The sequence below is a fragment of the Nostoc sp. genome, from assembly GCF_036917155.1.
Lineage (GTDB): Bacteria > Cyanobacteriota > Cyanobacteriia > Cyanobacteriales > Nostocaceae > Nostoc.
On record NZ_JBALDZ010000096.1, the window covers coordinates 1 to 23,201 of the forward strand.

Below are 23,201 nucleotides of genomic sequence, written 5' to 3' on the forward strand. Positions count from 1 at the left end.
AGTTTGGAGTTTGGAGTTTGGAGTTTGGAGTTTGGAGTTTGGAGTTTGGAGTTTGGAGTTTGGAGTTTGGAGTTTGGAGTTTGGAGTTTGGAGTTAGGAGTTAGGAGTTAGGAATTTAAAACTTTTAACTCATCACTCCTAACTCCTAACTTTTTCCGTGAGTTGGACAGGGAGGCGCAGAAATAGAGCGATCTAACCAACCAACTGCTTGTTGTAATCTAGCTTGAGCTTCTTCTGGCTGATTTTTTAAAAGATACACAATCGCTGCTGCCACTTGTTCATTGGCGCGGGAATTGCGGTTAGACTTGAGGCGATGCCAATCGTTAGGGGAAATAGTCAGCCTTTCCATGAGGGCTTGAGCTAGTTCCAGAGTACTAAGTTCATTCAGTTGACTGGTTTTCGGCAGCTGAGTAGATTGAGACATAATTTTAAGTCCTTTGTCCTTTGTCCTTTGTCATTTGTCCTTTGTCCCTGGTGAATAACCGAAAATGACTAATGACCCTTCGGGTGATGCCTCCGGCACGCCAAGGGCGAACGCCAGTTGCTCATGGGGGAAACCCCCTTGGCGCTAGCCTCTCCCTTTGGGAGAAGACCGCACTGGCTCACCAATGACTAATGACTATTGGTTCACATTTAATCTTACTTTACTACTTGTACATGAAGCCGTCTAAACAATCACAACCGTCAGGGGAAACTCCAGAACCAGATTTTGAACAAGAGTTAGAGGAAGTTGAGCGATCGCTCTTATCCTTAAAAGAACGTTACGATCAAGTACAACGCGATCGCCAACAACAGGCACAATGGCAACAGCGTCGGGATCAACTAAAGCACAATAAATCTCAGACACCAGAAATCAAAGCAGAGTTACGGCAAATTCAACGGCAGTTGGAAATGCTAGAACTAAACTTAGAAAGCCAGTTATTTTCTTGGCATAGCCTCAAAAAACCTTTCTGGCAAGTCGTCCGCTTTGGTGGAATGGGCGTTATCATAGGCTGGATATTAAAGTCTTATGCTGGATAAATCCAATTTTGGATTTTGGATTTTAGATTTTGGATTGGGTTAAATGGTTAAGATTCTTTAATATTTTTACTTACTAAGTTGACGAAATATAAGTTGTAAGATATGGCAAATCGACGGATTGCAGAAATATTGCGAAGTGGCCAACCTGATGAATCCCTCCAAGTGCAAGGCTGGGTGCGGACGAAGCGCGAGTCTAAAGGGTTTGCTTTTATTGAAGTCAATGACGGCTCATCACTAGCTAATTTGCAAGTCGTCATCAATCAGGATTTGCCAGATTACGAAGTTGTATTAAAAAAATTGAATACGGGTGCTGCTGTGGAAGCGACAGGAGTACTAGTGGCTTCTCTGGGTAAAGGACAGCGAATTGAGTTGAAAGCCGAGACAGTAAAAGTTTACGGTGAAGCTGATCCCGATACATATCCTCTGCAAAAGAAACGCCATTCCTTTGAGTTTCTGCGAACCATTGGACATTTGCGATCGCGTACCAATTCCTTTGGTGCAGTTTTCCGCGTTAGAAATGCTTGTTCAGCAGCAATTCACCAATTCTTCCAAGAAAGAGGCTTTTTGTGGGTACACACACCCATCATCACCGCTAGTGATTGCGAAGGCGCAGGTGAACTGTTTAGCGTTACCAGTTTAGATTTAAAGAATATTCCCCGCACAGAAAACCAAGCAGTAGATTACAGCCAAGACTTTTTTGCCAAACCCACATATTTAACAGTTAGCGGCCAGTTAGAAGCGGAAGTGATGGCGATGGCGTTTAGTAACGTCTACACCTTTGGCCCTACCTTCCGTGCCGAAAATTCCAACACCTCGCGCCATCTAGCAGAATTTTGGATGGTTGAGCCAGAAATGGCTTTTTGTGACTTAGAAGGCGATATGGATTTAGCTGAGGCGTTTCTGAAGCACATTTTTAAATATGTGTTGGAAACTTGCCCAGAAGATATGGAATTTTTCAATGAACGCATTGATAATTCTGTGTTGGCGACAGCCGAAAATATTATTAATAATCAATTTGAACGCTTAACTTATACAGAAGCCATCAAACTTTTAGAAAAAGCTGATGTTAAATTTGAATATCCTGTAAGTTGGGGTTTAGATTTACAATCAGAACACGAACGCTACCTAGCAGAACAACAGTTTAAAAAGCCAGTAATTGTTACAGATTATCCAGCACAAATCAAAGCATTTTATATGCGTTTGAACGACGATGAAAAAACTGTTCGGGCAATGGATATTCTCGCACCCAAAATAGGCGAAATTGTCGGCGGTTCCCAGCGCGAAGAACGCTTAGAAGTATTAGAACGCCGTGTATTAGCGCAAGGATTAAAGCCAGAAGATTTGTGGTGGTATCTTGATTTGCGTCGTTACGGTACTGTTCCCCATGCGGGTTTTGGACTGGGTTTTGAACGACTCGTGCAATTTATAACGGGTATGGGAAATATTCGTGATGTGATTCCGTTTCCGCGTACACCGCAAAGTGCTGAGTTTTAGTTTGATTCAATAAGAGGATTAAAAATCGCGTCTACAAAAACCAAATCCGTCTGCGCTGACTCATAAAAACTCCAAAATCCGCATTCGCGGGTTTTGCTTGTACAGGCACGTATTTTCTAAAGCGATTAATTAAAATTAAGGATTTTGAATCTCCTGTTGTAAAACTTGAATTTGCTCAAGGGATAATTCAGTAACTTGAGCAATTTGTTCTAAACTCATGCCAATTCGCAACAAATTTAAAGCCAATTTTCTTGTTGTTTCTGCTTTACCTTCTGCTTTACCTTCTGCTTTACCTTTGGCTTCGCCTTCTTCTAGGATTTGTTGATAAATGACTGATTCGCGCATAATCTCACTCCTTAAAATCTTGCTAATTACATCTTTCTTTAACACCAGTCCTGCTAAAATGCCACTGGCAGCAGCTATATTTCTTTGTAGCTGGCGATGCCTGCGGCGGGCTACGCCTACGCTAATCGCTTCAACCGCTTTGGCTACTTGGGTTAATACCATTGTAGGATCGTTTGTCTGACTTAGCACGGCAAAGGGTAATAGACCTGGAATACTCAAAAACCTTTCTGTTGGTTGTTCCCACAGACGTATTACCTCAAACTGATGGTAAGTGTTATTTAATCTAAAACTGTTTGTTATTTGTAAATAATGTGTTCTCCCTTCGGACGTTATTTACAGGTCGCTACAGGTATTTAAGGGACTAGACATCTCCAGAAATTAAATATGCGTTATCCAGAGTCCTTGTAGAGACGTAGCAGTGCTACGTCTCTACATTCATTTTCACCAGATGTCTACTCTGGTACTCCCCAAATTTTAATTGTTCTATCAATGCTATAACTAGCAATGAAGTTACGATCACTACTCATGGCAACATAACCAATTGGCGCTGTATGCCCCTGCAATGTACATAATTTTCTGTTCATTGCCAAATCCCAAACAACTATTTCGTAGTTGTCTGTACAGTAGATTAAAACTCTACCATCTGAACTCATAACGCAAGGAGCAACACCCGAAGATGTATAGAGAATGCGATCGCTGATCAATTCCCACACACACACCTTCTTTTCCCGGATTCCGCAAGCCAAAATTTGCCCATCAAAGCGGTTTGCAAGTCCATTCACTGTCATAGCAGGTAGATTATCCAATGTTTGAATAAGTTCTCCTGTTTCGCTATTCCAGAGTTGTAGCCTATTTTGCAATCTCTGCTTGAAGTATGCAACCAACAATTTTCCATCAGGAGTGAAGAGAAGGGGTGATATGGCGTTACCCAAAGGCAAATTCCTAAAAGGTACTAAAGCCCAATCCTGAAATTGATGATGGAAGCGACGAGTATAGGTTTCATAATCCCAAATCTCTAACTCTCCTGCTTTACCCTGAGTATAGCCAGTGGCAACTAAGTTCCCTAAAACTCTGACCAAGTAGCATATAGTTTTTAGAATATGCCTGCAATAAATTTCTCATCATCGTAGGATAGGCATCTTGCATGGCCTACAAGGAACATCAAAGCTAGCAATGGAGATGTAAATTAGTGTTAATGTTACTTCTCAACATTGGGAATGAGCGATATGCCATAGAAAGCCGACAGGTTGTAGAAGTAATACCACTTGTTATGCTAAAAACTTTGCCCCACCAGCCTGAGTATATCACTGGTGTTTTTAACTATCGGGGACGCATTGTACCAGTAATCGATTTATGTCAGTTGATGCGTGGTAAACCCTCCAGTGAGTACTTGAGTACTAGGATTATACTAGTCAATTATTGGGGGAGTAATAATACAGAACTTCAGGCTCCCTATATTTTGGGTTTGATGACAGAACAAGTTGTAGAAACATTACACCAGTCTGAGTCTAAATTTGCTGATTCCAATATCCAGATAGATACAGCGCTATATTTGGGCAAAATGATTGTAGATGATCAAGGGATGATTCAGTGTCTTCGCATTGAGTACTTGTTGTCAGAAGCACAGCAAGTCAATCTCTTGGCAGAAAGTTATCACAATACTGGATTTTAGATTGGTCTGAAGACTTTATAAATGGCACAATCTGTGATTGAGGCTTTACTAAAAAGCAAGATTGGTTTAGATGCAAATTCTATTGGTGCTGATGCGATCGCAAGTGCAATTTATCAACGCATGGCAGATTGCGGCATCACGGATATTGCTCACTATCTGGAGAAGTTACAGGTATCTACCCAGGAATGGGAAGCACTGATTGATACTGTAATTGTTCCAGAGACTTGGTTTTTCCGAGAATCAGAGTCTTTTGCATTTCTGAAGCATTACGTATTATCTGAGTGGTTACCAAAAAATCCCCAGGGCGTACTGCGGGTTTTAAGTGTACCATGTGCAACGGGTGAAGAACCATATTCCATTGCGATCGCTCTTTTGGAAGCAGGATTAAACCCTGCAAACATTCACATTGATGCTGTTGATATTAGCAAAAAGTGCCTACTAAAAGCCCAACGAGCAATCTACCATCAATACTCGTTTCGCGGTAATAGCCGATCCTTTCAAGAGCGCTATTTTCAGTCAACTGAGGCAGGATCTCACCTGTGTGAACAGGTGAGATGTATGGTGAATTTTATTAATGGCAACTTGGCAGATCCGGCTTTTCTAGCTGACACGCCACTTTATGATGTAGTCTTTTGCCGTAACCTATTGATTTATTTCGATGTGACAACAAAAGAGCGCGCCATTCAAGTTCTAGAAAGGTTGGTAAGGGAAGAAGGCTTACTATTTGTTGGACATGCTGAAGCTTGGTTATTGTTTAAAACTCAATTGATCTCAGTTCGTCAAGATTCAGTAGTTGCTCATCGAAAGTCTACAACGGGCGAAAATGTTCGCAAAAATCATCATCCCAATATTCAGAGACAAGGCTTCACAGGCAAAAATATAGATGTTGTCAACAAGCGACAGCTATCCAAAAAAAACCATTCCCAGTTTGTTGCCCAAGAGAGGTTAAATGTTGCTCCCCAGAACCTCATATTGCCAAAAGACCTGAAGGTAAATTTGTTAGAAACAGCTAGAGCTTTAGCCGATCAAGGTCGATTGGATGAGGCGGTTAAACTTTGCAACGACTATCTCAACCAAAATCAGGCGAGTACTGAAGCATATCTTTTATTAGGTCAGGTGCAGCAAGCGATGGCACAAAATGAGCGGGCGGCACAATCTTTTCAAAAAGCAATTTATTTACAACCTACTCACCAAGAAGCGCTGACTCATCTGGCATTACTCAAAGAACATCAAGGAAACGCGGATAGTGCAAATCTTCTCTGGCAACGAATTCACCGATTAACGAAGGATAAGCATTTCTGAGGAGATCGAGCAGGAGATAATTTGTTTCAAAATTAAAATACAGACTGTTCATCTTGTTTGTAATTTGGGAATTTTAAAAGATGAATGCGTTTTACAGCAGCAGAGGAACAGTAGGATACCCAATGTTTAAGAACATGACCTTGCAAACACGGTTGATCGGTTCATTTTTATTCATGGGACTGATTGTACTCACGATGGCCTTGCTGGGATGGTTCACCACCAACGAGTTAAATCAGTATATTAACATACTAGCGACGGATAACATCCCCAGTGTGTCGGGGATATGGAAGATTAAGGAAGGTCAGACACAAATCCAATCGGCAGAACGGTTACTATTTAATCCTGAAATCACTGTTAGTGAAAGACAGAGTGCAATAACTCAAATCCAGGACGCTTGGAAACAGATTAACGAAGGCATTAAACAGTACGAAGCAACGCCATTAAGCGAACAAGAGAAAAAAGAATATGGCTTACTTAAAGAACAACTGGATACCTGGAAACAAGACCATGAAAAATTGTTGGATATTGAGCAGCAGTACAATCAAATTGGTATTCACAATCCTTGGAAAAAACAAATTGAGTTAATGCATCAAGGAAAAGAAAAAATTTCATATTTTGCCACTGTTCAAACAGCGATTCAACTACGTAATCGCATGGATTCTGAGGGAGTAAATAGAGAAGAGCCGTTATTTAAAATAACTGACGATCAAGAAGAAAAACTTTTAAAACTTAATGAAGGTTACATATCAGATACACAAAAAGAAGTCGAACAGAATGTGGCTCGCAGCATTTTATGGATTTCTATAGGAATTGCCATTGGCCCGATAACTGCGATTATTCTTGGGTTTGTAATCGCTCGACAAATTACACTTCAGGTTTTTGGTGTCGTTAGGGTTGCAGAGCAAATTTCTCAGGGTAACTTAACAACTCAGGTCAAGGCTGACCCCAACAGCAAAGATGAAATGAATAGACTGTTAAGTGCTTTCCAAACCATGACCCAAAGTCTTAACACTCTGATTCGTCAAGTACAGCATTCAGGTATTCAAGTAACTACCTCAGCGACTCAAATAGCGGCTTCGGGTAAACAATTAGAAGCGACGCTTACCCAGCAGATAGCTTCTACGAATGAGGTAACTGCCGCTACCAAAGAAATTTCTGCCACCTCTAGGGAATTAGTAATTGCAATGGAACAAGTTGCGACTATTTCCCAAATCACGACGACAGCAGCCAACGATAGCCAAAAAGACATAGTGCGGATGGAAACCACTATGCGGCAGTTAGCAGAAGCCACTAATGCGATCGCTGCCCGACTGGGAGTAATTAGCGAAAAGGCAAATAGCATTAATACTATTGTTGTCACAATTACCAAGGTGGCAGACCAAACCAATCTGCTATCTTTAAATGCGGCGATCGAAGCCGAAAAAGCTGGCGAGTATGGCTTGGGCTTTGCTGTAGTTGCGAGAGAAATTCGCCGATTAGCAGATCAAACCGCCGTTGCTACCCTCGACATTGAGCAGATGGTGAAGCAGATGCAATCGTCAGTCTCTACAGGTGTGATGGAGATGGACAAGTTTGCCGCAGAAGTTGGGCGGAATATAGAAGATGTTGCCAGCATTAGTACGCAGGTTGGGCAAATAATCCAGCAAGTGCAAGACTTGAATCCACGATTTGAGTTTGTCAACCAGGGTATGGAAACCCAATCTGTGGGAGCGCAACAAATTAGTGAGGCGATGGTGCAGTTGAGCAGCACCTCGGTGCAAACTACGGATTCCTTGCGGGAAATTAATCATGCCATAACCCAACTTAACCAAGTTTCCCAAGGATTGCGTCAAGAAATTTCTCGCTTCCAGGTGGAAGCAGAATATTCCGGTTTAACTCGTCAGCAATAAATCTAATCAAAAATTGAGTGGATTCATCAACCTCAGAAGAACTGGATTCATCCACCTCAGATACTCAAACTTCTTACTCAGCACTCAACACTTTCACATCACAAGTAAAAAGTAAAAAGTAAAAAGTAAAAAGAAAGAATACTTATACCGCAAGCTTTTTACCCATTTAGGATGGTAGGTCTATTTCCGCCGTGATGTACTAGTCTCTAAACTAAGCTACCTACTTAATAATTTGTTCAAAAATTAAAATACAGACTGTTCATCTCGTTTGTGATTTGGGAATTTTAAGAGATGAACGCGTTTTATAGCAGCAGAGGAACAGTAGGATATTCAATGTTCAAGAACATGACCTTGCAAACACGGTTGATCAGTTCATTTTTATTCATGGGACTGATTGTACTCATAATGGCCTTGCTGGGATGGTTCACCACCAACCAGTTAAATCAGTCAATTAACGAACTAGCGACGAATAACATCCCCACCCTGTCCGGAATATGGAAGATGAACGAAGGTCAGACACAAATCCAATCGGCAGAACGATTACTATTTGATCCTGAAGTCACTGTTAGTGAAAGACAGGGTGCAATAACTCAAATCCAGGACGCTTGGAAACAGATGAACGAAGGTATTAAAGAGTACGAAGCAACGCCATTCACCGAAGAAGAAAGAAAACAGTATGACTTTCTTAAAAAACAACTGGGCCTCTGGAAGCAAGCCCATGAGAAATTGTTAGATATTGAGCAACAGTTCAATCAACTTGGTGTTCGCAATCCTTGGAAAAAACAAATTGAATTAATGCGTCAAGGAAAAGAAAAATCAGCGGATTTTGCCATTGTTCAAGCGGCAATTGAATTACGTAATCACATGGATTCTGATGGCGCAAATAAGGAGGAACCGTTATTTAAAATAACTGAGCAGCAAGCAGACAAAATTTTAAAACTTAATGAAAATTACATATCAGATGTACAAAAAGAAGTCGAACATAATGTAGCTCGCAGCATTTTCTGGATTTGTCTAGGAATTTTCATTGGCCCCACAACTGCAATTATTTTGGGGATTGTAATCGCAAGGGAAGTTGCATCGCAGATTATTAGTCAGATTATGGGTGTGGTTGGGCTTGCAGAGCAAATTTCCACGGGGAACTTAACAACTCAGGTCAAGGTTGACCCCAACAGCAAAGATGAAATGAATAGACTCTTAACTGCTTTCCAAACCATGACTCAGAGTCTCAACACTTTGATTCGTCAAGTACAGCATTCAGGTATTCAAGTAACTACCTCAGCTACTCAAATAGCAGCTTCGGGTAAACAATTAGAAGCGACGCTCACCGAGCAGATAGCTTCTACGAATGAGGTAACTGCCGCTACCAAAGAAATTTCTGCCACCTCTAGGGAATTAGTAATTGCAATGGAACAAGTTGCGACTATTTCCCAAATCACGACGACAGCAGCCAACGATAGCCAAAAAGACATAGTGCGGATGGAAACCACTATGCGGCAGTTAGCAGAAGCCACTAATGCGATCGCTGCCCGACTGGGAGTAATTAGCGAAAAGGCAAATAGCATTAATACTATTGTTGTCACAATTACCAAGGTGGCAGACCAAACCAATCTGCTATCTTTAAATGCGGCGATCGAAGCCGAAAAAGCTGGCGAGTATGGCTTGGGCTTTGCTGTAGTTGCGAGAGAAATTCGCCGATTAGCAGATCAAACCGCCGTTGCTACCCTCGACATTGAGCAGATGGTGAAGCAGATGCAATCGTCAGTCTCTACAGGTGTGATGGAGATGGACAAGTTTGCCGCAGAAGTTGGGCGGAATATAGAAGATGTTGCCAGCATTAGTACGCAGGTTGGGCAAATAATCCAGCAAGTGCAAGACTTGAATCCACGATTTGAGTTTGTCAACCAGGGTATGGAAACCCAATCTGTGGGAGCGCAACAAATTAGTGAGGCGATGGTGCAGTTGAGCAGTACCTCGGTGCAAAGTGCGGATTCCTTGCGGGAAATTAATCATGCCATAACCCAACTTAACCAAGTGACGCAGGGATTGCGTCAAGAGATTGCCCGCTTTCAGGTGAAAACAGAAGACGCTTTGCCCCTGATTCACCAATTCTCTTGAGCAGCCCTTATGAACCCGATCGCTACGCCATTAAATATTGAACGTTGTTGGAATTTTATCGGCATTGAGGGCGATCGCTCCTGTCCCCAATTAGCCACCTATACCCATTGCCGCAATTGCCCCGTTTACTCTACTGCTGGACGCTATTTGCTAGAGCGCTCCATACCTGAAGATTATCGCCATCAGTGGACTGAGTTACTGGCTAAATCTAGAGCCGATGAAAATTCCCAGATATCCCATGCTTTACGCACAACTCAAATTACGGTTGTGATTTTTCGTCTGCAACGGGAATGGCTGGCACTTTCTGCCCAAATCTTCAAGGAAATTTCCCCTCCGAGTGTGGTTCATACCCTACCGCATCGCAGCAACCAAATCTTACGGGGCTTGGTAAGTATCCGAGGCGAATTGCGATTGTGTATCTCTTTGAGTCATCTGCTGAATCTGGAAGTTGCTGATACAGCAGTACAAACGCTGAGTCCAGTAGTGTATTCGCGCCTGGTGGTGCTGGAAAAGGCAGATAAAACTTGGGTGTTTGCTGTAGATGAACTTTATGGAGTACACCAATTCCACCAGGATGAATTACAAGATCCGCCCAAGAGTCTGACTCAAACCTATACTAAAGGGTTATTTCACTGGCAACCTGGCGTTTCACAGGAGCGATCGCACAGTGTCAGCTATTTGGATGAGGAATTATTATTCACCACCTTAGCTAGGAAGGTGCTGTGATGTTAGAAGAATTTGATGTCAGCAATCTTTCCTTGCTTGATTTATTCAACATGGAAGTAAAAGCTCAAGTTGTAGTGTTAAATGATTGCCTGTTGGCACTAGAGACGAAACCCGATCCGCAACAAGAACTGGCAGCCTTAATGCGGGCAGCCCATTGCATCAAAGGCGCTGCCCGAATTGTCCAAATCGATCCGGCTGTCAACCTTGCCCATGTCATGGAAGACTGCTTTGTGGCGGCTCAAGAGGGAAAAGTTACCTTAACTACTGATCGCATTGATGTGTTGCTGCAAGGGGTAGATATGCTCCTGTGTATAGCTGAAAGGGTTACAGCCAACCCAAATTTACAGATGTTAGAAGATATCGGCATTCAATCATTGGTGAGTGCGATCGCTAATATCCTAACTCCAGAGGCAACCTCTACAGAAATTCATCCCCTAGTAACAACAGCGCAGTTAGAAGACAACCAACAGACAATCCTTGTTTCCCCATCCCCACTAGAAGAACTAGGCATCACCCAAAATCGGGCGGTGCGAATGAGTACTGAAAATCTCAATCGCTTAATGGGTTTAGCAGGAGAGTCTTTAGTTGAGGCGAATTTATTAGAACCATTTGCTAACTCTTTGCTCAAACTGAAAAGCAACCAGGGGGAATTGTCCAACCTACTGGAAAAGTTACAGGAGTTATTGAGCAACTATCATCTGGATCGGCAAATTAAGGAAACCTTGAGTGCAACTCATCAAAAAGCTAATGAATGTTACCAGATGATGAGCGATCGCCAAAACGAACTAGAAAAATTTTCTCAGCGTTCTGCTAATCTTGCCCAGCGCCTATATCAGGAAGTCATTGCTACCCGGATGTGTTCTTTTGCTGATGGGGGACAGGGATTTCCGCGAATGGTACGTGACTTAGCTAGACAATTGGGTAAACGGGTGAAATTGGAAATCGTCGGCAAGTCTACTTTGGTAGATCGAGATATTCTAGAACGCCTAGAAGCCCCATTGACTCATATCTTGCGGAATGCGATCGATCATGGCATTGAAACGCCCCAGGAACGCCTAGCAGCCGGAAAGCGAGAAGAAGGAATTATTCGTATTGAAGTTACCCATCGCGCCGGAATGCTGTTTATCACTGTTGCAGATGATGGACGGGGAATCGATATCGAGTTTTTGCGCCAAGTAGTCATCAACAAACAACTGACAAACCCGGAAATGGCTACTCAACTTACCGAAGTTGAGTTGATGGAGTTTCTATTTTTGCCTGGTTTTTCCACAACCCAGACTGTCACCGAAATTTCGGGGCGCGGTGTGGGTTTGGATATAGCCCATAGCGCAGTGCGGGAAGTTGGCGGGACGCTACGGGCGGTTTCTGTGTTGGGAAGGGGTATGACCTTTTGCTTGCAGTTACCGCTAACGCTATCTGTGATTCGCACCCTGTTAGTGGAAATTGCTGGTGAACCCTATGCCTTTGGGTTGACACGCATTGAACAGGTGTTGATATTATCCAAGTCTAAGATTGCTGTATCGGAAAATCGCCCATTTTTAGTGATGAATAATCAACCTGTGGAGTTGATTTTGGCAAGTCAAGTTTTAGAGTTAGCCTCGCCTGCGGTGAATATGGAATCGTTATCAGTAATTGTAATTAGCGATCGCCTTAATCGTTACGGATTAGTTGTAGATCGGTTTCTCGGTGAGTGCAGTTTGGTTGTCCGACCCTTAGATCCCCGTCTTGGTAAAGTCCCCAACATTAGCGCCAGTGCCCTGATGGATGATGGTTCGCCAGTGTTAATTGTCGATGTCGAAGATTTGGTACGTTCCATTGCTAAGGTGTTTTCTAGTGGACAACTTTCTCAGGTAAATCAGTCTACTCATCAAGCAGTTACCAAAACTTACAAGCGAGTGTTAGTGGTGGATGATTCGATCACTGTGCGCGAAATGGAACGCAAACTCTTGGAAAACAACGGTTACAAAGCTGAAGTTGCAGTTAATGGCATTGATGGTTGGAATGCAATCCGCAGCGGCGATTATGACTTGGTGGTGACAGACATTGATATGCCTCGAATGAACGGCTTTGAACTCACCAGCCAAATAAAAACTCATGCCAAGTTGAAGCAAACACCTGTGATTATCGTATCCTACAAAGATCGGGAAGAAGACCGACTGCAAGGTTTAGAAGCAGGTGCAGACTACTACTTAACTAAGAGTAGCTTTCATGATGACACTCTGTTAAAGGCGGTGATTGATTTAATTGGAGAGGCATAAACCAATTTTAGATTTTAGATTTTGGATTAAATCTTTTGTAGAGACGGCGATTTATCGCGTCTCTTGCCTTAACCGAACTATTTATTGTGTCAACTTTGAATTTAGAAATAAACCTTTGACAATCCAAAATCCAAAATCCAAAATGGTATAGCCTGTGAGAATTGCGATCGCTAACGATATGTTCATGGCTGTAGAGGTACTGCGGCGGGTTGTGGAAAAAGTACCAGGCTACAAGTTGGCGTGGGTTGCTTACGATGGTGCGGAAGCTGTGAGCAAATGTGCGGCTGATACTCCCGACCTGATTTTGATGGATGTGCTGATGCCTAGCATGGATGGAGTAGAAGCTACACGGCGCATCATGAGCCAATCTCCCTGCGCCATTGTGATGGTGACAGCTAGCGTTAATCGCTATACAGCCAAGGTTTTTGAAGCAATGGGCTATGGAGCCTTGGATGCCATCAATACGCCAGTTTTCGGTGATGATGGGCTACTAAATAAAATTGCCGCGATCGCTCGCTTAATTGGTAAATCTTCAGAACAGCGATCGCTTCCTATCCATCGCCCAGAATCACTTCCACCGCTAATTGTTATCGGGGCTTCCACTGGTGGCCCCCAAGCATTGACAACTATTCTCTCCCAATTTCCCCAAGATTTTCCGGCGGCTGTAATTGTTGTTCAGCATGTCGATGCTCAATTTATCCAAGGTTTTGCCGCCTGGTTGAATGAGCAAATTCCTCTACCTGTGCAATTAGCGATCACAGGCAATACACCACAGCTCGGTAAAGTTTTGATTGCCGACACAAATCTTCATTTGGTAATGCGTCCCGACCTCACCCTTGGTTATGACAAAGAACCACTAGATTTTTCCTACCGTCCATCTGTGGATGTTTTCTTCAGGAGTGTAGCTAAAAATTGGACTGGAAAGGGGGTTGGGGTGTTGCTGACGGGTATGGGTCGAGATGGCGCTCAAGGCTTAAAACGATTGCGCGAAGCAGGTTGGCACACTATTGCCCAAGACCGCAAAACTTGCGTTGTCTATGGTATGCCAAAAGTAGCGGTGGAATTAAAAGCGGCGGTGCAGGTTTTGCCAGTTGAAGCGATCGCACCAATCTGTATCAAGATTTTACCCAATTCAAAATTGTCAGGTTAAGTAAGTCGGCACAATAAAACCAAACTGTGTAAAGAAAAGTAAACAAGGCTCAAACCTTTTTCCCCCTGCTCCCTGCCTTATCCCAACGATAATTATTTACGCCGACCTACTTCAGGCTGACATAAAGATACGGAAGCGGACGTGGAGAGTTTTAAATGTTCAACAAAAGGCAGAGAATTATCTATTTCCCAATATCCCATGCCCAAGTCTCGGTTTTGATTAGGCTTGCTCTATTTCATAGAAAATACTTAATACTTCTTCCTGAGTTATACTATTCAACTTCATTAGTATTACCCTGGATCGCATTAGTGTAATAAGTTACTGTAAATTATAGTAACTTATTAGAGCATCCCTAAAAAGTATTTATAATTACCGCCACTACTTGATTACTGATATACAATTACGACATTACAAATTAATAAATTTCCATTATTAGTAGTTTGTGATTTTTCAAAGTAAACATCATTTAAAGGTGCTAAATGAATCTGCAAGAAACAGCACTCTTACAAATATCTCCAAAGACAGCAAGATTATCACCAAAGTGTAGTCAACCACAAACTCCCCAAGCTGTTCCACTTATTCTGGATACCAAAATATCCACAGTCAGACTTTTGCTAATTGACGATCAGGTAATTATCAGCGAAGCCTTCCGTCGGATCGTTGCGACAGAAACAGATATTTCCCTTCACTACACAAGTAATCCAGCTAAAGCTATTCAAGATGCGATCGCCATAGAACCAACGGTGATCTTTTTGGATATGATCATGCCAGATATCGATGGATTAATGTTACTGCGTTGGTTTCGCTCTCATCCAGTAACTCGTGATATTCCGATCGTCATGCTATCCAGCAAAGAAGAAGCAAAGCTCAAAGCCGATGCCTTTACTGAGGGTGCAAATGATTACCTAATTAAGTTACCCGATGCCGTTGAGTTAATTGCCCGCATTCGTTATCATTCCAAAGCATACAATAATCTTAAAGCACTCACTACTGCAACTGCTACTGCCCAACTTCAAGCACAACAGTTAAAAAATACCTTACAGGAATTGCAAACTACCCAAGTTCAATTGATCCAGACTGAGAAAATGTCTAGCTTGGGTCGGATGGTTGCAGGTTTAGCCCACGAAATTAATAATCCTGTTAATTTTATTCATGGCAATTTTAATCATCTTAATAACCATGTAAACTGTCTTGTAAATTTAATTGAACTATATCAACAAGAACATCCAGATTTATATTCTTTATTTGAAGAAAAATTTGGTGACTTGAATCTTGATTTTATCATTGATGATTTGCCAAGAATTCTTTCATCCATGAGGATAGGAACTGATCGGATTCGTGACATCGTGTTGTCCCTAAGAAACTTCTCTCGACTGGATCAGTCAGATAAAAAAGCTGTTAATATTCATGAAGGTATTGAGAGTACTTTATTACTTTTAAATCATCGGCTACACCCAAAAATTGAAATTATTAAAAAATATGGAGATATCCCACCAGTTCAATGTTATCCAGCGCAACTAAACCAAGTATTCATGAATATTCTGAGTAATGGCATTGATGCTTTACTAGACCTAGATAATCAGATCCAAAAGCAAATTGTGATTAAAACTGAAGTAACTGAATTAGAAACAGTGATAATTACATTCAGAGATAACGGTGATGGAATAGATGCGGAGATTCAAAGCAAGATATTTGATCCTTTTTTTACAACTAAACCTATCAACAAAGGAACGGGATTAGGTTTAGCAATTAGCCATCAAATTATTGAGAAACATCAGGGAAATATCCAGCTAAAGTCTGAATTTGGCTATGGAACTGAATTTGCGATCGAAATTCCAATAGCATGAGCTGTTAATCATAAAAGCGATACTTAAACTAAGACTTCACTGGAGAATTATCTTTCAGGACGTTGATTTATCTTCTAACAAAATTTAACTTATAAGTTTCTAAAGAAGAATGCTGAATTCTGTTTTAATAAATACATAATCCATTAGATACTAATACTATTTGGTTAAGACAAGAGACGCGATGAATCGCCGTCTCTACAATAATTTATCGCATCTTTGCGCTCTATAATATTCATCAAAAAACCTTAACCGAACCGTATTGCATTAGATGCGATCGCACTTGTTTATAGAAATCCATAATTAATATCATCTAACCTTCATGATGAATTATGAATCATTTGCTACCGCTTGCGTGCATGGGATGAGTGACGCTAGTGTTAAAAGAAATCATGCAAAGCTAAACCCTTATCCAAGAAGTCGAATAGGAAGCTACAATGGCAATTCCAAATAAACAAGTAAAATCTAATACTGATATTTTAGATAATAGACGCACCCAAACTCGTATCCAGGTTTGGATTCCTAAAGACTTGAATGAGGAACCAGTCATTTCACGACTGGTTTCTCACTATGGCATCACAGTCATTATTACTGATGCTCAGGTAAGCGCAAACGTGCCACAATATAGCTGCTTCGATCTGGAACTGCGAGGTACTGTTTCCCAAATTGAAAGCGCCCTAACTTACCTGGATGAACTGGATTTAGAAGTTTTGCACCAATCCAGCCCTGAAGAAGATGGTTGGTAAATCTTAGTTAGGAGTTAGGAGTTAGGAGTTAGGAGTTAAAAAATTCATAATTCATAACTCCTAACTTTTAACTCTTAACTTTGTTTAAGCCATTTGATTTTCAATCGCCCACCGCGCTAATTCAGTGCGGTTGTGGAGATTGGTTTTGCCCAACATATTGGACACATGGCTTTCAACCGTGCGCTGACTAACATTTAGTTCTTCAGCAATTTCACGATTAGCTAAACCCCTAGCAACAAACTGAACTACTTTCAGTTCAGTTGGGGTTAACTGGACATCGAAGGGAACCTGGATACGGGAACCGTTTTCGCCTCCTTTTGCTTGGTGTTCTTTCCAACGGATAGTTTGTTTCAGCGAGGATTCAACTTGCGCTACGAGTTCTTCTGGTTCAAAGGGTTTGACCATATAAACATCAGCACCTTTATTCAGACCCTTAACTCGGTCTGCACTTTGTCCCTTAGCTGAAAGGAAAAGAACCGGAATCCAGCTGGTGCGTTCGTTTTGCCGGACTTGTTCCACAAAAGTATATCCGTCCATTTCCGGCATCATCACATCGCAGATGATCATGTCTGGAACATCTTGCTCTAAAATTTCCAGAGCTTCACGTCCATTTTCGGCGGTGATGACTTCGTATCCCCGGAATTCTAAGTAATCCTTCACCAGCAAGATGAGGTTAGGGTCATCATCAATCAATAGAAGTCGTTTGTGATCTTTCATGCTGGGCTCTTTCATAGCAGTGGCACTTGTCGCGCTTCGGTCCATCAAAGTCTTGAATATTTATCCTCTATGGTGGGTTATTCGAGATGTTGTCCTTTTTCCTACTTAACTTGCCTTTGCTGTCTCGAAGTCTCAAAAATGCCGAGCATTTTCAATAGACTGGTAGCTCGATAGCAAAAGTCCAGCAAGGATACGTATAGCAGTAGTATCTATAATGCGCTATTATATATCGCATTGAAAGGGGCGGGGTAAAAAACACTGATAAAATAATAATCCTTCGGACTCACAAGTTAAGTATTGGCTTAAAGATGACCCTACCTCAAAACCAACCCGCACTTTCTTTAAGCTTACTGCCATAACATATCCTTCGGTTGTTAAGCCTCTATGAGGAGTTCACAAGAAACTAGGGAAGTTTTTGGCAAAGGATGGGTTAAAAACGCATATTCTTTTACCACCTTATTGCCTATTCAGTGTTCTTGGATCATCCGCAGGGTAACTTCCGGGTTTGCTTGGCGACACCATCAGGGTAAACCACCATTATGAGTCTAGAACAAGAAACACGCAAGCAGTTGGCTTTTCTTCTAAAGACGCAAATTGCATAACTCTAGTATGCGGCTCATTGAGTTTGAACTCTTTAAGTCGCTTTTTAAGCATTCCCAGGATTCCAGAGTAGCTCGTTTTGAGTAGTAATTAACAATTGTCTGGTCAGCACAAATAAAAATGTGTTGCTGATTTTTGCAATTTCTAAACTTTCTACACAATTACTCAGGGTCTTATGTTCTAGAGACTTAGTGATTTTGGGGATTTGATGGTTGGACTGGATCACTGTGTTGTTACTCATCGAGCAGAATCCCTTTTCCAAGCTTTGAAAATTGGGGATTGGGGATTAGGGAAGGTGGGGCCCCCTCTGGGGATAAGGGGTAATGGGGATTGGGGGATGAGGGAAATAATGAGGTAATATTTTCTTCCTCTGCTCTGCTCCCTGCTCCCCTGCTTCCTCTTCTTTCTACTCTCTTCGTAGCTTACAGAACAAAACCTGAAAGGTAGAAATAATTAAGCATTTATACTTAAGTACATCTATGACCCTATAGTTCGGGAACCCGTACTCAAGGGATTCTTGTCATTGGACGCCACTTTTAGGTAGATTAGCACTCAGGAGTTGAGAGTGCTAAACTCTGGAGAAAATAATTATGGCAGCTTTATCTCTAAGCGTTTCTACAGTTAAACCTCTAAGCGATCGCGTTTTCGTAAAAGTGAACGCCTCAGAGGAAAAGACCGCAGGTGGTCTGTATTTGCCCGATACCGCCAAGGAAAAGCCCCAGGTAGGGGAAGTAGTTGCCCTTGGCCCTGGCAAGCGTAACGAAGACGGTAGCCGTCAGGAATTGGAAATTAAAGTCGGCGATAAGGTGTTGTACTCCAAGTACGCTGGCACTGATATCAAGCTCGGCACCGAAGAATATGTACTGCTTTCTGAAAAAGATATTTTAGCAGTTGTTATCTAGTGGGGAATAGGGAATAGGGAACAGGGAACAGGTAATGTCAAAAATAAAGACAATGCCCCATGCCCCATGCCCATTGCCCATTGCCCAATTCAAGAAAAAATTGACCTAATCCCTGGATTTAGACACCTATGGCAAAGCGCATTATCTACAACGAAAACGCCCGTCGCGCCTTAGAACGAGGCATTGACATCCTGGCTGAGGCTGTAGCTGTTACCCTTGGCCCCAAAGGTCGTAACGTAGTTCTAGAAAAGAAATTTGGCGCACCGCAAATTGTTAATGACGGTGTAACGATCGCCAAAGAAATCGAATTAGAAGATCATATTGAAAACACTGGCGTAGCTCTGATTCGTCAAGCTGCTTCTAAGACCAATGATGCTGCGGGCGATGGTACCACCACTGCCACCGTTTTAGCTCATGCGATCGTCAAAGAAGGCTTGCGGAACGTTGCAGCAGGTGCTAATGCAATTTCACTGAAGCGCGGCATTGACAAAGCTACTGCCTTCCTCGTAGAGAAAATCAAAGAACACGCCCGTCCAGTGGAAGATTCCAAAGCCATTGCCCAAGTTGGTGCGATCTCGGCTGGTAATGACGAAGAAGTTGGTCAGATGATTGCCCAAGCAATGGACAAGGTGGGTAAGGAAGGCGTAATTTCCCTAGAAGAAGGGAAATCTATGTTCACCGAGTTGGAAATCACTGAAGGGATGCGCTTTGACAAAGGCTACATCTCTCCTTATTTCGCTACCGACGCTGAACGGATGGAAGCGGTTTTTGATGAACCTTTCCTCCTGCTGACCGATAAGAAAATCGCTTTGGTACAAGACCTTGTACCAGTGTTAGAGCAAGTAGCTCGTGCTGGTCGTCCTTTGGTGATTATCGCCGAAGATATTGAAAAAGAAGCTTTAGCAACCTTGGTAGTAAACCGTTTACGCGGTGTACTCAACGTGGCTGCTGTTAAGGCTCCTGGCTTTGGCGATCGCCGCAAAGCACTACTAGAAGACATTGCTGTTTTAACTGGTGGTCAACTAATTACCGAAGATGCTGGTTTGAAGCTGGATAATACCAAGCTGGATAGCCTGGGTAAAGCTCGCCGCGTCACCATTACCAAGGACAGCACCACAATTGTTGCCGAAGGTAACGAAGCTGCGGTTAAGGCTCGTGTTGAACAGATTCGCCGTCAAATCGATGAAACCGAATCTTCTTACGACAAAGAGAAATTACAAGAGCGTCTTGCTAAACTCTCTGGTGGTGTTGCTGTAGTGAAAGTGGGTGCAGCGACCGAAACCGAAATGAAAGATAAGAAGTTGCGCCTAGAAGACGCTATCAACGCCACCAAAGCTGCTGTGGAAGAAGGTATCGTTCCTGGTGGTGGTACAACTCTGGCTCACCTGGCTCCTGAATTGGAAGTTTGGGCAAAGAGCAATCTTAAAGATGAAGAGTTGATTGGTGCGTTGATTGTCGTTCGCGCCTTACCTGCACCTCTGAAGCGGATTGCTGAAAACGCCGGTCAGAATGGTGCTGTGATCGCTGAACGCGTGAAAGAGAAAGAATTCAACGTTGGCTACAACGCTGCGACAAACGAATTCGTCGATTTGTTAGAGGCTGGTATTGTTGACCCCGCGAAAGTGACTCGTTCTGCTCTGCAAAACGCTGCTTCCATCGCTGGCATGGTGTTGACAACCGAATGTATTATAGTTGACAAGCCTGAACCTAAGGATGGCGCTCCTGCTGGCGCTGGTGCTGGCGGCGGTGACTTCGATTACTAATACTTTGTAGTCCCTTGTTTGTAAAAATAGCTGCTTTCCTTGTGGAGGCGGCTATTTTTTTGTGTCAGTAGAAGAGGAAGACGGTGAGTTACGACAACGCTTGTAAATATTTAGCTGAACAGTAAATAGGTGGGCGTTAAAAAACACAACTAGATTAATAATATTTATTTGGTTGTGCATGAATTGTTCTAAAATGTCTGATAGAATTTTCTATATTCAATTTCGTTGTACAACATGGACAATGGATCAAGCTATTTTGTGGGAATAAATTTAATTTTTTTGCCGTTCCTTCTTCTTTCATAATAAAACTAGAATTATTGTCAATGTCTTTCCCAAAATTATTCCCCCAATATGGAATATCAAAATAAGTACGAACAAACTTGATAGATATATTATTCATAAATTTACTTTTTAAAAATTCTTCAATTGTTATTTGTAATTTATCCAACACTATACTGTTCTGGAATTTCTGGAATTCCATGATTTGTCGAGGTTCAATACAGTTGTATTCAACAAATTTCCAAAAAATTATAATTTTTTGGCTATTCCGGTCAATAGAGAAATTTTTTATTATAGCTAGAATAGATGGTATAGTATTGGATGTATCGGTGGGAATTATTAAATATATATATAAATCATTTAGGTAAAGTTTAACATTCTGAAAGCGACCAACAGAGAATAAGGGAAATTCATCTTCATTACTAATAAATGGACTAATAGCTCCCTTAAGTTCATTCTCACTTAGTAAGGGATATCTTATAGCTAAAGATGTTTCTATATCTGCTGTAGAGGTTTTTTGGTTTACATAATTTTTCTTTTTATCTAACTTTTCTGCGATATAAGACACCCAATCATTTTCTAGAATAATTTGTTTTAGTTTTTGACAAACATCAACAGGTTTAACTAGAGATACGGCAGTTGTTAAATCTTGAGACAGTAAATCACAACACTTATAAATACTATAATGAATTAATTCCTTCAGTAAATGATTGCTATATGGTATGGAGAGATAATCGATAATTTCGCAAGCAATTAGCTTTTGCAATGCTAGCTTATTATCATCACTATCTACAGGAAAAGAGCGACATTCACGTATTAAATCAGTTTTAATTGTATAGAAAAGCTGACATATCTGTTGAGTAATAAGTTCTAATTTAAGAGAGTGAGTTTTCTTTTTAATCCTTTTCGTGGAAGCTTCAAAATCAGTATAGTTAATACTTGTTATATTTAATAAGTGTCTGTCGAATATCTTTCGTCTTTGACCTCTGCCTTGAGCAGTTAAACTACTCCAAATTTGACTGAATCCCATAACTCTTAATGGACACTCTAAATCACTTTCATCAAAAAATTTGTGATGAGCGAAATGAGGCTTTTTAAATTCTCCTTTCTTTAAATGCACATCACGACCACAGACAAGACATCTCATCCCTTTTTCTAGATAATCTGAGTAATCTGCATCATCAGCACAAATAATATAGCCGCCGTCAAGTATAAATTTAGCGTAATACATACAATGTATATATTTTTTTAAATTAAAAAGTATTGCTCTAACTAAAACAAGATTACGACAGAAATAAGCAGACCATTAAAAGTTACGAAAATTTGATTGATTGCAAGGCTAAAAAATGGTATGTGTATTTACGCCGACCTGTACTAGTCAAATTACTTTGAGGAGCAAGGTCAATAGCAAGTACACGCTTTTTGTACATGGTATCGCCGGCTAAATGTTCCGCTAATGCCATAACGATGGTAGTTTTGCCAACTCCACATTTCTGGTAGATTGACGCATTTCATAGGCTATAGCTCTATGTTTCCCTGAAAATATGCCCAACTAACAGGTTCATTTTTACTTTTACATAAAAACCCATGAGCCAAATTAATCCTGAAACAACCCCCTTATATACCTTAAACCCACTCAACCGATTTTCTGACAGAGCAGAGGATTATGTAAAATATCGACCAAGCTACCCCGCAGATGCGATTGATATTATCTTGGAAGGATTAGGTGAAAGTTCAAAAATCGTAGCAGCAGATATTGGTGCAGGTACAGGGATTTCTTCAAGATTGTTAGCTGAACGGGGAGTTAATGTCATAGCCATAGAACCAAACGCGGTGATGCGAGAAGCTGCTGAATCACATCCTTTGATAGAGTTTCGTGATGGAACAGCAGAATTTACCCAACTACCTGATAATTCAGTTGATTTAGTTACTTGTTTTCAAGCTTTTCACTGGTTCAATCCCGAACCAACTTTATTGGAATTTCACCGCATTTTAAAACCATCAGCACGCTTGGCTGTGGTGTGGAATAATCGAGATAAAGAAGATGCATTAACTACAGAATATAGCCGAATAGTCCGCCAAGCATCTAATAATCACCCAGCAGAATCTCGAATGCAGTCGGTAGAGCCACTGTTAGTAACTCCCCATTTTATTAACATCCAGGAATATAATTTTACTTATAGGCAACAGTTAGATTTAACTGGACTTATTGGACGAGCAATGAGTGTTTCTTATTTGCCACATGAAGGCTCGGCATACGAACAGCTTATTGATAGTTTTCAAGAATTATATCAGCGCTTTCGTGATGAAAGTGGTTTTGTCTATATGGTCTATCGGACTAACGTACATCTTGGTGAAGTAATTTAAAAATAAAAA

General features: G+C 41.5%; 21 protein-coding genes. 14 read left to right on the forward strand and 7 right to left on the reverse strand.

Annotated elements, in window-relative coordinates:
- Window positions 1-145: 145 nt before the first annotated feature.
- Entirely contained in the window at window positions 146-424 is a 279-nt protein-coding gene (locus tag V7K67_RS14090) for a DUF6439 family protein (RefSeq protein ID WP_292730277.1), read from the reverse strand.
- A gap of 233 nt (window positions 425-657) precedes the next feature.
- Between V7K67_RS14090 and V7K67_RS14095 the strand changes: the two genes are divergently transcribed.
- Both V7K67_RS14095 and asnS read left to right on the forward strand, forming a co-directional pair.
- Complete coding sequence (locus tag V7K67_RS14095; protein WP_334729990.1) at window positions 658-1,020, forward strand: hypothetical protein; 363 nt, start codon at window positions 658-660, stop codon at window positions 1,018-1,020.
- Window positions 1,021-1,122: 102 nt separating this feature from the next.
- Window positions 1,123-2,514 carry an asparagine--tRNA ligase gene (gene asnS, locus V7K67_RS14100; RefSeq protein ID WP_334729953.1) on the forward strand — a complete coding sequence of 464 codons (1,392 nt, stop codon included), beginning with the start codon at window positions 1,123-1,125 and terminating at the stop codon, window positions 2,512-2,514.
- A 135-nt stretch (window positions 2,515-2,649) separates the two neighbouring features.
- Here asnS and V7K67_RS14105 read toward each other — a convergent pair whose 3' ends face one another.
- Together V7K67_RS14105 and V7K67_RS14110 are read right to left on the reverse strand one after the other, a co-directional pair.
- Window positions 2,650-3,078 carry a hypothetical protein gene (locus V7K67_RS14105; RefSeq protein WP_335167018.1) on the reverse strand — a complete coding sequence of 143 codons (429 nt, stop codon included), beginning with the start codon at window positions 3,076-3,078 and terminating at the stop codon, window positions 2,650-2,652.
- Window positions 3,079-3,311: 233 nt separating this feature from the next.
- Window positions 3,312-3,938 (reverse strand): WD40 repeat domain-containing protein, encoded by a 627-nt coding sequence (locus V7K67_RS14110; RefSeq protein ID WP_335167020.1) that lies wholly within the window; start codon window positions 3,936-3,938, stop codon window positions 3,312-3,314.
- Window positions 3,939-4,054: 116 nt separating this feature from the next.
- On the opposite strand from V7K67_RS14110, the gene V7K67_RS14115 reads away from it, so the two are divergent.
- The 9 genes from V7K67_RS14115 to V7K67_RS14155 all read left to right on the forward strand — a co-directional run bounded on the left by V7K67_RS14115 (window position 4,055) and on the right by V7K67_RS14155 (window position 16,564).
- Entirely contained in the window at window positions 4,055-4,531 is a 477-nt protein-coding gene (locus V7K67_RS14115; RefSeq protein WP_334729991.1) for a chemotaxis protein CheW, read from the forward strand.
- 21 nt (window positions 4,532-4,552) lie between these two features.
- The gene (locus V7K67_RS14120) at window positions 4,553-5,833 is read left to right on the forward strand and encodes a CheR family methyltransferase (protein ID WP_334729956.1); all 1,281 of its coding nucleotides are present in this window, start codon (window positions 4,553-4,555) and stop codon (window positions 5,831-5,833) included.
- Between the two features lie 122 nt (window positions 5,834-5,955).
- On the forward strand, window positions 5,956-7,722 hold the full coding sequence (locus V7K67_RS14125) for a HAMP domain-containing methyl-accepting chemotaxis protein (protein ID WP_335167022.1): 1,767 nt from the start codon (window positions 5,956-5,958) through the stop codon (window positions 7,720-7,722).
- A 291-nt stretch (window positions 7,723-8,013) separates the two neighbouring features.
- The gene (locus V7K67_RS14130) at window positions 8,014-9,840 is read left to right on the forward strand and encodes a methyl-accepting chemotaxis protein (RefSeq protein WP_335167024.1); all 1,827 of its coding nucleotides are present in this window, start codon (window positions 8,014-8,016) and stop codon (window positions 9,838-9,840) included.
- A 9-nt stretch (window positions 9,841-9,849) separates the two neighbouring features.
- Window positions 9,850-10,566, forward strand: coding sequence for a chemotaxis protein CheW (locus V7K67_RS14135; protein WP_334729958.1), 717 nt, complete (start codon window positions 9,850-9,852; stop codon window positions 10,564-10,566).
- Window positions 10,566-12,824: a hybrid sensor histidine kinase/response regulator gene (locus V7K67_RS14140; protein ID WP_335167027.1), complete on the forward strand. Its 2,259-nt coding sequence runs from the start codon at window positions 10,566-10,568 to the stop codon at window positions 12,822-12,824. The genes V7K67_RS14135 and V7K67_RS14140 overlap by 1 nt, the downstream gene beginning before the upstream one ends.
- Window positions 12,825-12,978: 154 nt before the next feature.
- A complete protein-coding gene (locus V7K67_RS14145; protein ID WP_335167029.1) occupies window positions 12,979-13,974 on the forward strand; it encodes a chemotaxis response regulator protein-glutamate methylesterase in 996 nt (331 codons plus the stop codon).
- 479 nt (window positions 13,975-14,453) lie between these two features.
- The gene (locus V7K67_RS14150) at window positions 14,454-15,821 is read left to right on the forward strand and encodes a hybrid sensor histidine kinase/response regulator (protein ID WP_334729961.1); all 1,368 of its coding nucleotides are present in this window, start codon (window positions 14,454-14,456) and stop codon (window positions 15,819-15,821) included.
- Window positions 15,822-16,255: 434 nt separating this feature from the next.
- A complete protein-coding gene (locus V7K67_RS14155; RefSeq protein ID WP_334729962.1) occupies window positions 16,256-16,564 on the forward strand; it encodes an NIL domain-containing protein in 309 nt (102 codons plus the stop codon).
- 84 nt (window positions 16,565-16,648) lie between these two features.
- Here V7K67_RS14155 and V7K67_RS14160 read toward each other — a convergent pair whose 3' ends face one another.
- Both V7K67_RS14160 and V7K67_RS14165 read right to left on the reverse strand, forming a co-directional pair.
- Complete coding sequence (locus V7K67_RS14160; protein WP_012407592.1) at window positions 16,649-17,326, reverse strand: response regulator transcription factor; 678 nt, start codon at window positions 17,324-17,326, stop codon at window positions 16,649-16,651.
- 601 nt (window positions 17,327-17,927) lie between these two features.
- Complete coding sequence (locus V7K67_RS14165; RefSeq protein WP_334729964.1) at window positions 17,928-18,122, reverse strand: hypothetical protein; 195 nt, start codon at window positions 18,120-18,122, stop codon at window positions 17,928-17,930.
- A gap of 349 nt (window positions 18,123-18,471) precedes the next feature.
- Here V7K67_RS14165 and groES point away from each other — a divergent pair, with 349 nt between their 5' ends.
- Window positions 18,472-18,783, forward strand: a complete 312-nt coding sequence (gene groES / locus V7K67_RS14170) for a co-chaperone GroES (RefSeq protein WP_012407590.1) — start codon at window positions 18,472-18,474, stop codon at window positions 18,781-18,783.
- Window positions 18,784-18,911: 128 nt separating this feature from the next.
- Complete coding sequence (gene groL, locus V7K67_RS14175) at window positions 18,912-20,546, forward strand: chaperonin GroEL (RefSeq protein WP_334729965.1); 1,635 nt, start codon at window positions 18,912-18,914, stop codon at window positions 20,544-20,546.
- A 154-nt stretch (window positions 20,547-20,700) separates the two neighbouring features.
- Here the strand turns inward: groL and V7K67_RS14180 are convergent, their stop codons facing one another.
- Window positions 20,701-22,056, reverse strand: a complete 1,356-nt coding sequence (locus tag V7K67_RS14180) for a competence protein CoiA family protein (RefSeq protein WP_335167032.1) — start codon at window positions 22,054-22,056, stop codon at window positions 20,701-20,703.
- Between the two features lie 82 nt (window positions 22,057-22,138).
- Window positions 22,139-22,327 carry a ParA family protein gene (locus V7K67_RS14185; RefSeq protein WP_265276492.1) on the reverse strand — a complete coding sequence of 63 codons (189 nt, stop codon included), beginning with the start codon at window positions 22,325-22,327 and terminating at the stop codon, window positions 22,139-22,141.
- A gap of 85 nt (window positions 22,328-22,412) precedes the next feature.
- Between V7K67_RS14185 and V7K67_RS14190 the strand changes: the two genes are divergently transcribed.
- Window positions 22,413-23,192: a class I SAM-dependent methyltransferase gene (locus tag V7K67_RS14190; protein WP_335167035.1), complete on the forward strand. Its 780-nt coding sequence runs from the start codon at window positions 22,413-22,415 to the stop codon at window positions 23,190-23,192.
- The last annotated feature ends 9 nt before the right edge of the window (window positions 23,193-23,201 follow it).

Coding starts and splice junctions, on each gene's coding strand:
- V7K67_RS14160 (WP_012407592.1), bottom strand. CDS start 17,326: ATGGACCGAAGCGCGACAAGTGCCACTGCTATGAAAGAGCCCAGCATG.
- V7K67_RS14130 (WP_335167024.1), top strand. CDS start 8,014: ATGAACGCGTTTTATAGCAGCAGAGGAACAGTAGGATATTCAATGTTC.
- V7K67_RS14115 (WP_334729991.1), top strand. CDS start 4,055: ATGTTACTTCTCAACATTGGGAATGAGCGATATGCCATAGAAAGCCGA.
- V7K67_RS14095 (WP_334729990.1), top strand. CDS start 658: ATGAAGCCGTCTAAACAATCACAACCGTCAGGGGAAACTCCAGAACCA.
- V7K67_RS14165 (WP_334729964.1), bottom strand. CDS start 18,122: ATGAGTAACAACACAGTGATCCAGTCCAACCATCAAATCCCCAAAATC.
- V7K67_RS14090 (WP_292730277.1), bottom strand. CDS start 424: ATGTCTCAATCTACTCAGCTGCCGAAAACCAGTCAACTGAATGAACTT.
- V7K67_RS14120 (WP_334729956.1), top strand. CDS start 4,553: ATGGCACAATCTGTGATTGAGGCTTTACTAAAAAGCAAGATTGGTTTA.
- V7K67_RS14140 (WP_335167027.1), top strand. CDS start 10,566: ATGTTAGAAGAATTTGATGTCAGCAATCTTTCCTTGCTTGATTTATTC.
- V7K67_RS14125 (WP_335167022.1), top strand. CDS start 5,956: ATGTTTAAGAACATGACCTTGCAAACACGGTTGATCGGTTCATTTTTA.
- V7K67_RS14135 (WP_334729958.1), top strand. CDS start 9,850: ATGAACCCGATCGCTACGCCATTAAATATTGAACGTTGTTGGAATTTT.
- V7K67_RS14180 (WP_335167032.1), bottom strand. CDS start 22,056: ATGTATTACGCTAAATTTATACTTGACGGCGGCTATATTATTTGTGCT.
- asnS (WP_334729953.1), top strand. CDS start 1,123: ATGGCAAATCGACGGATTGCAGAAATATTGCGAAGTGGCCAACCTGAT.
- V7K67_RS14190 (WP_335167035.1), top strand. CDS start 22,413: ATGAGCCAAATTAATCCTGAAACAACCCCCTTATATACCTTAAACCCA.
- groL (WP_334729965.1), top strand. CDS start 18,912: ATGGCAAAGCGCATTATCTACAACGAAAACGCCCGTCGCGCCTTAGAA.
- V7K67_RS14150 (WP_334729961.1), top strand. CDS start 14,454: ATGAATCTGCAAGAAACAGCACTCTTACAAATATCTCCAAAGACAGCA.
- groES (WP_012407590.1), top strand. CDS start 18,472: ATGGCAGCTTTATCTCTAAGCGTTTCTACAGTTAAACCTCTAAGCGAT.
- V7K67_RS14155 (WP_334729962.1), top strand. CDS start 16,256: ATGGCAATTCCAAATAAACAAGTAAAATCTAATACTGATATTTTAGAT.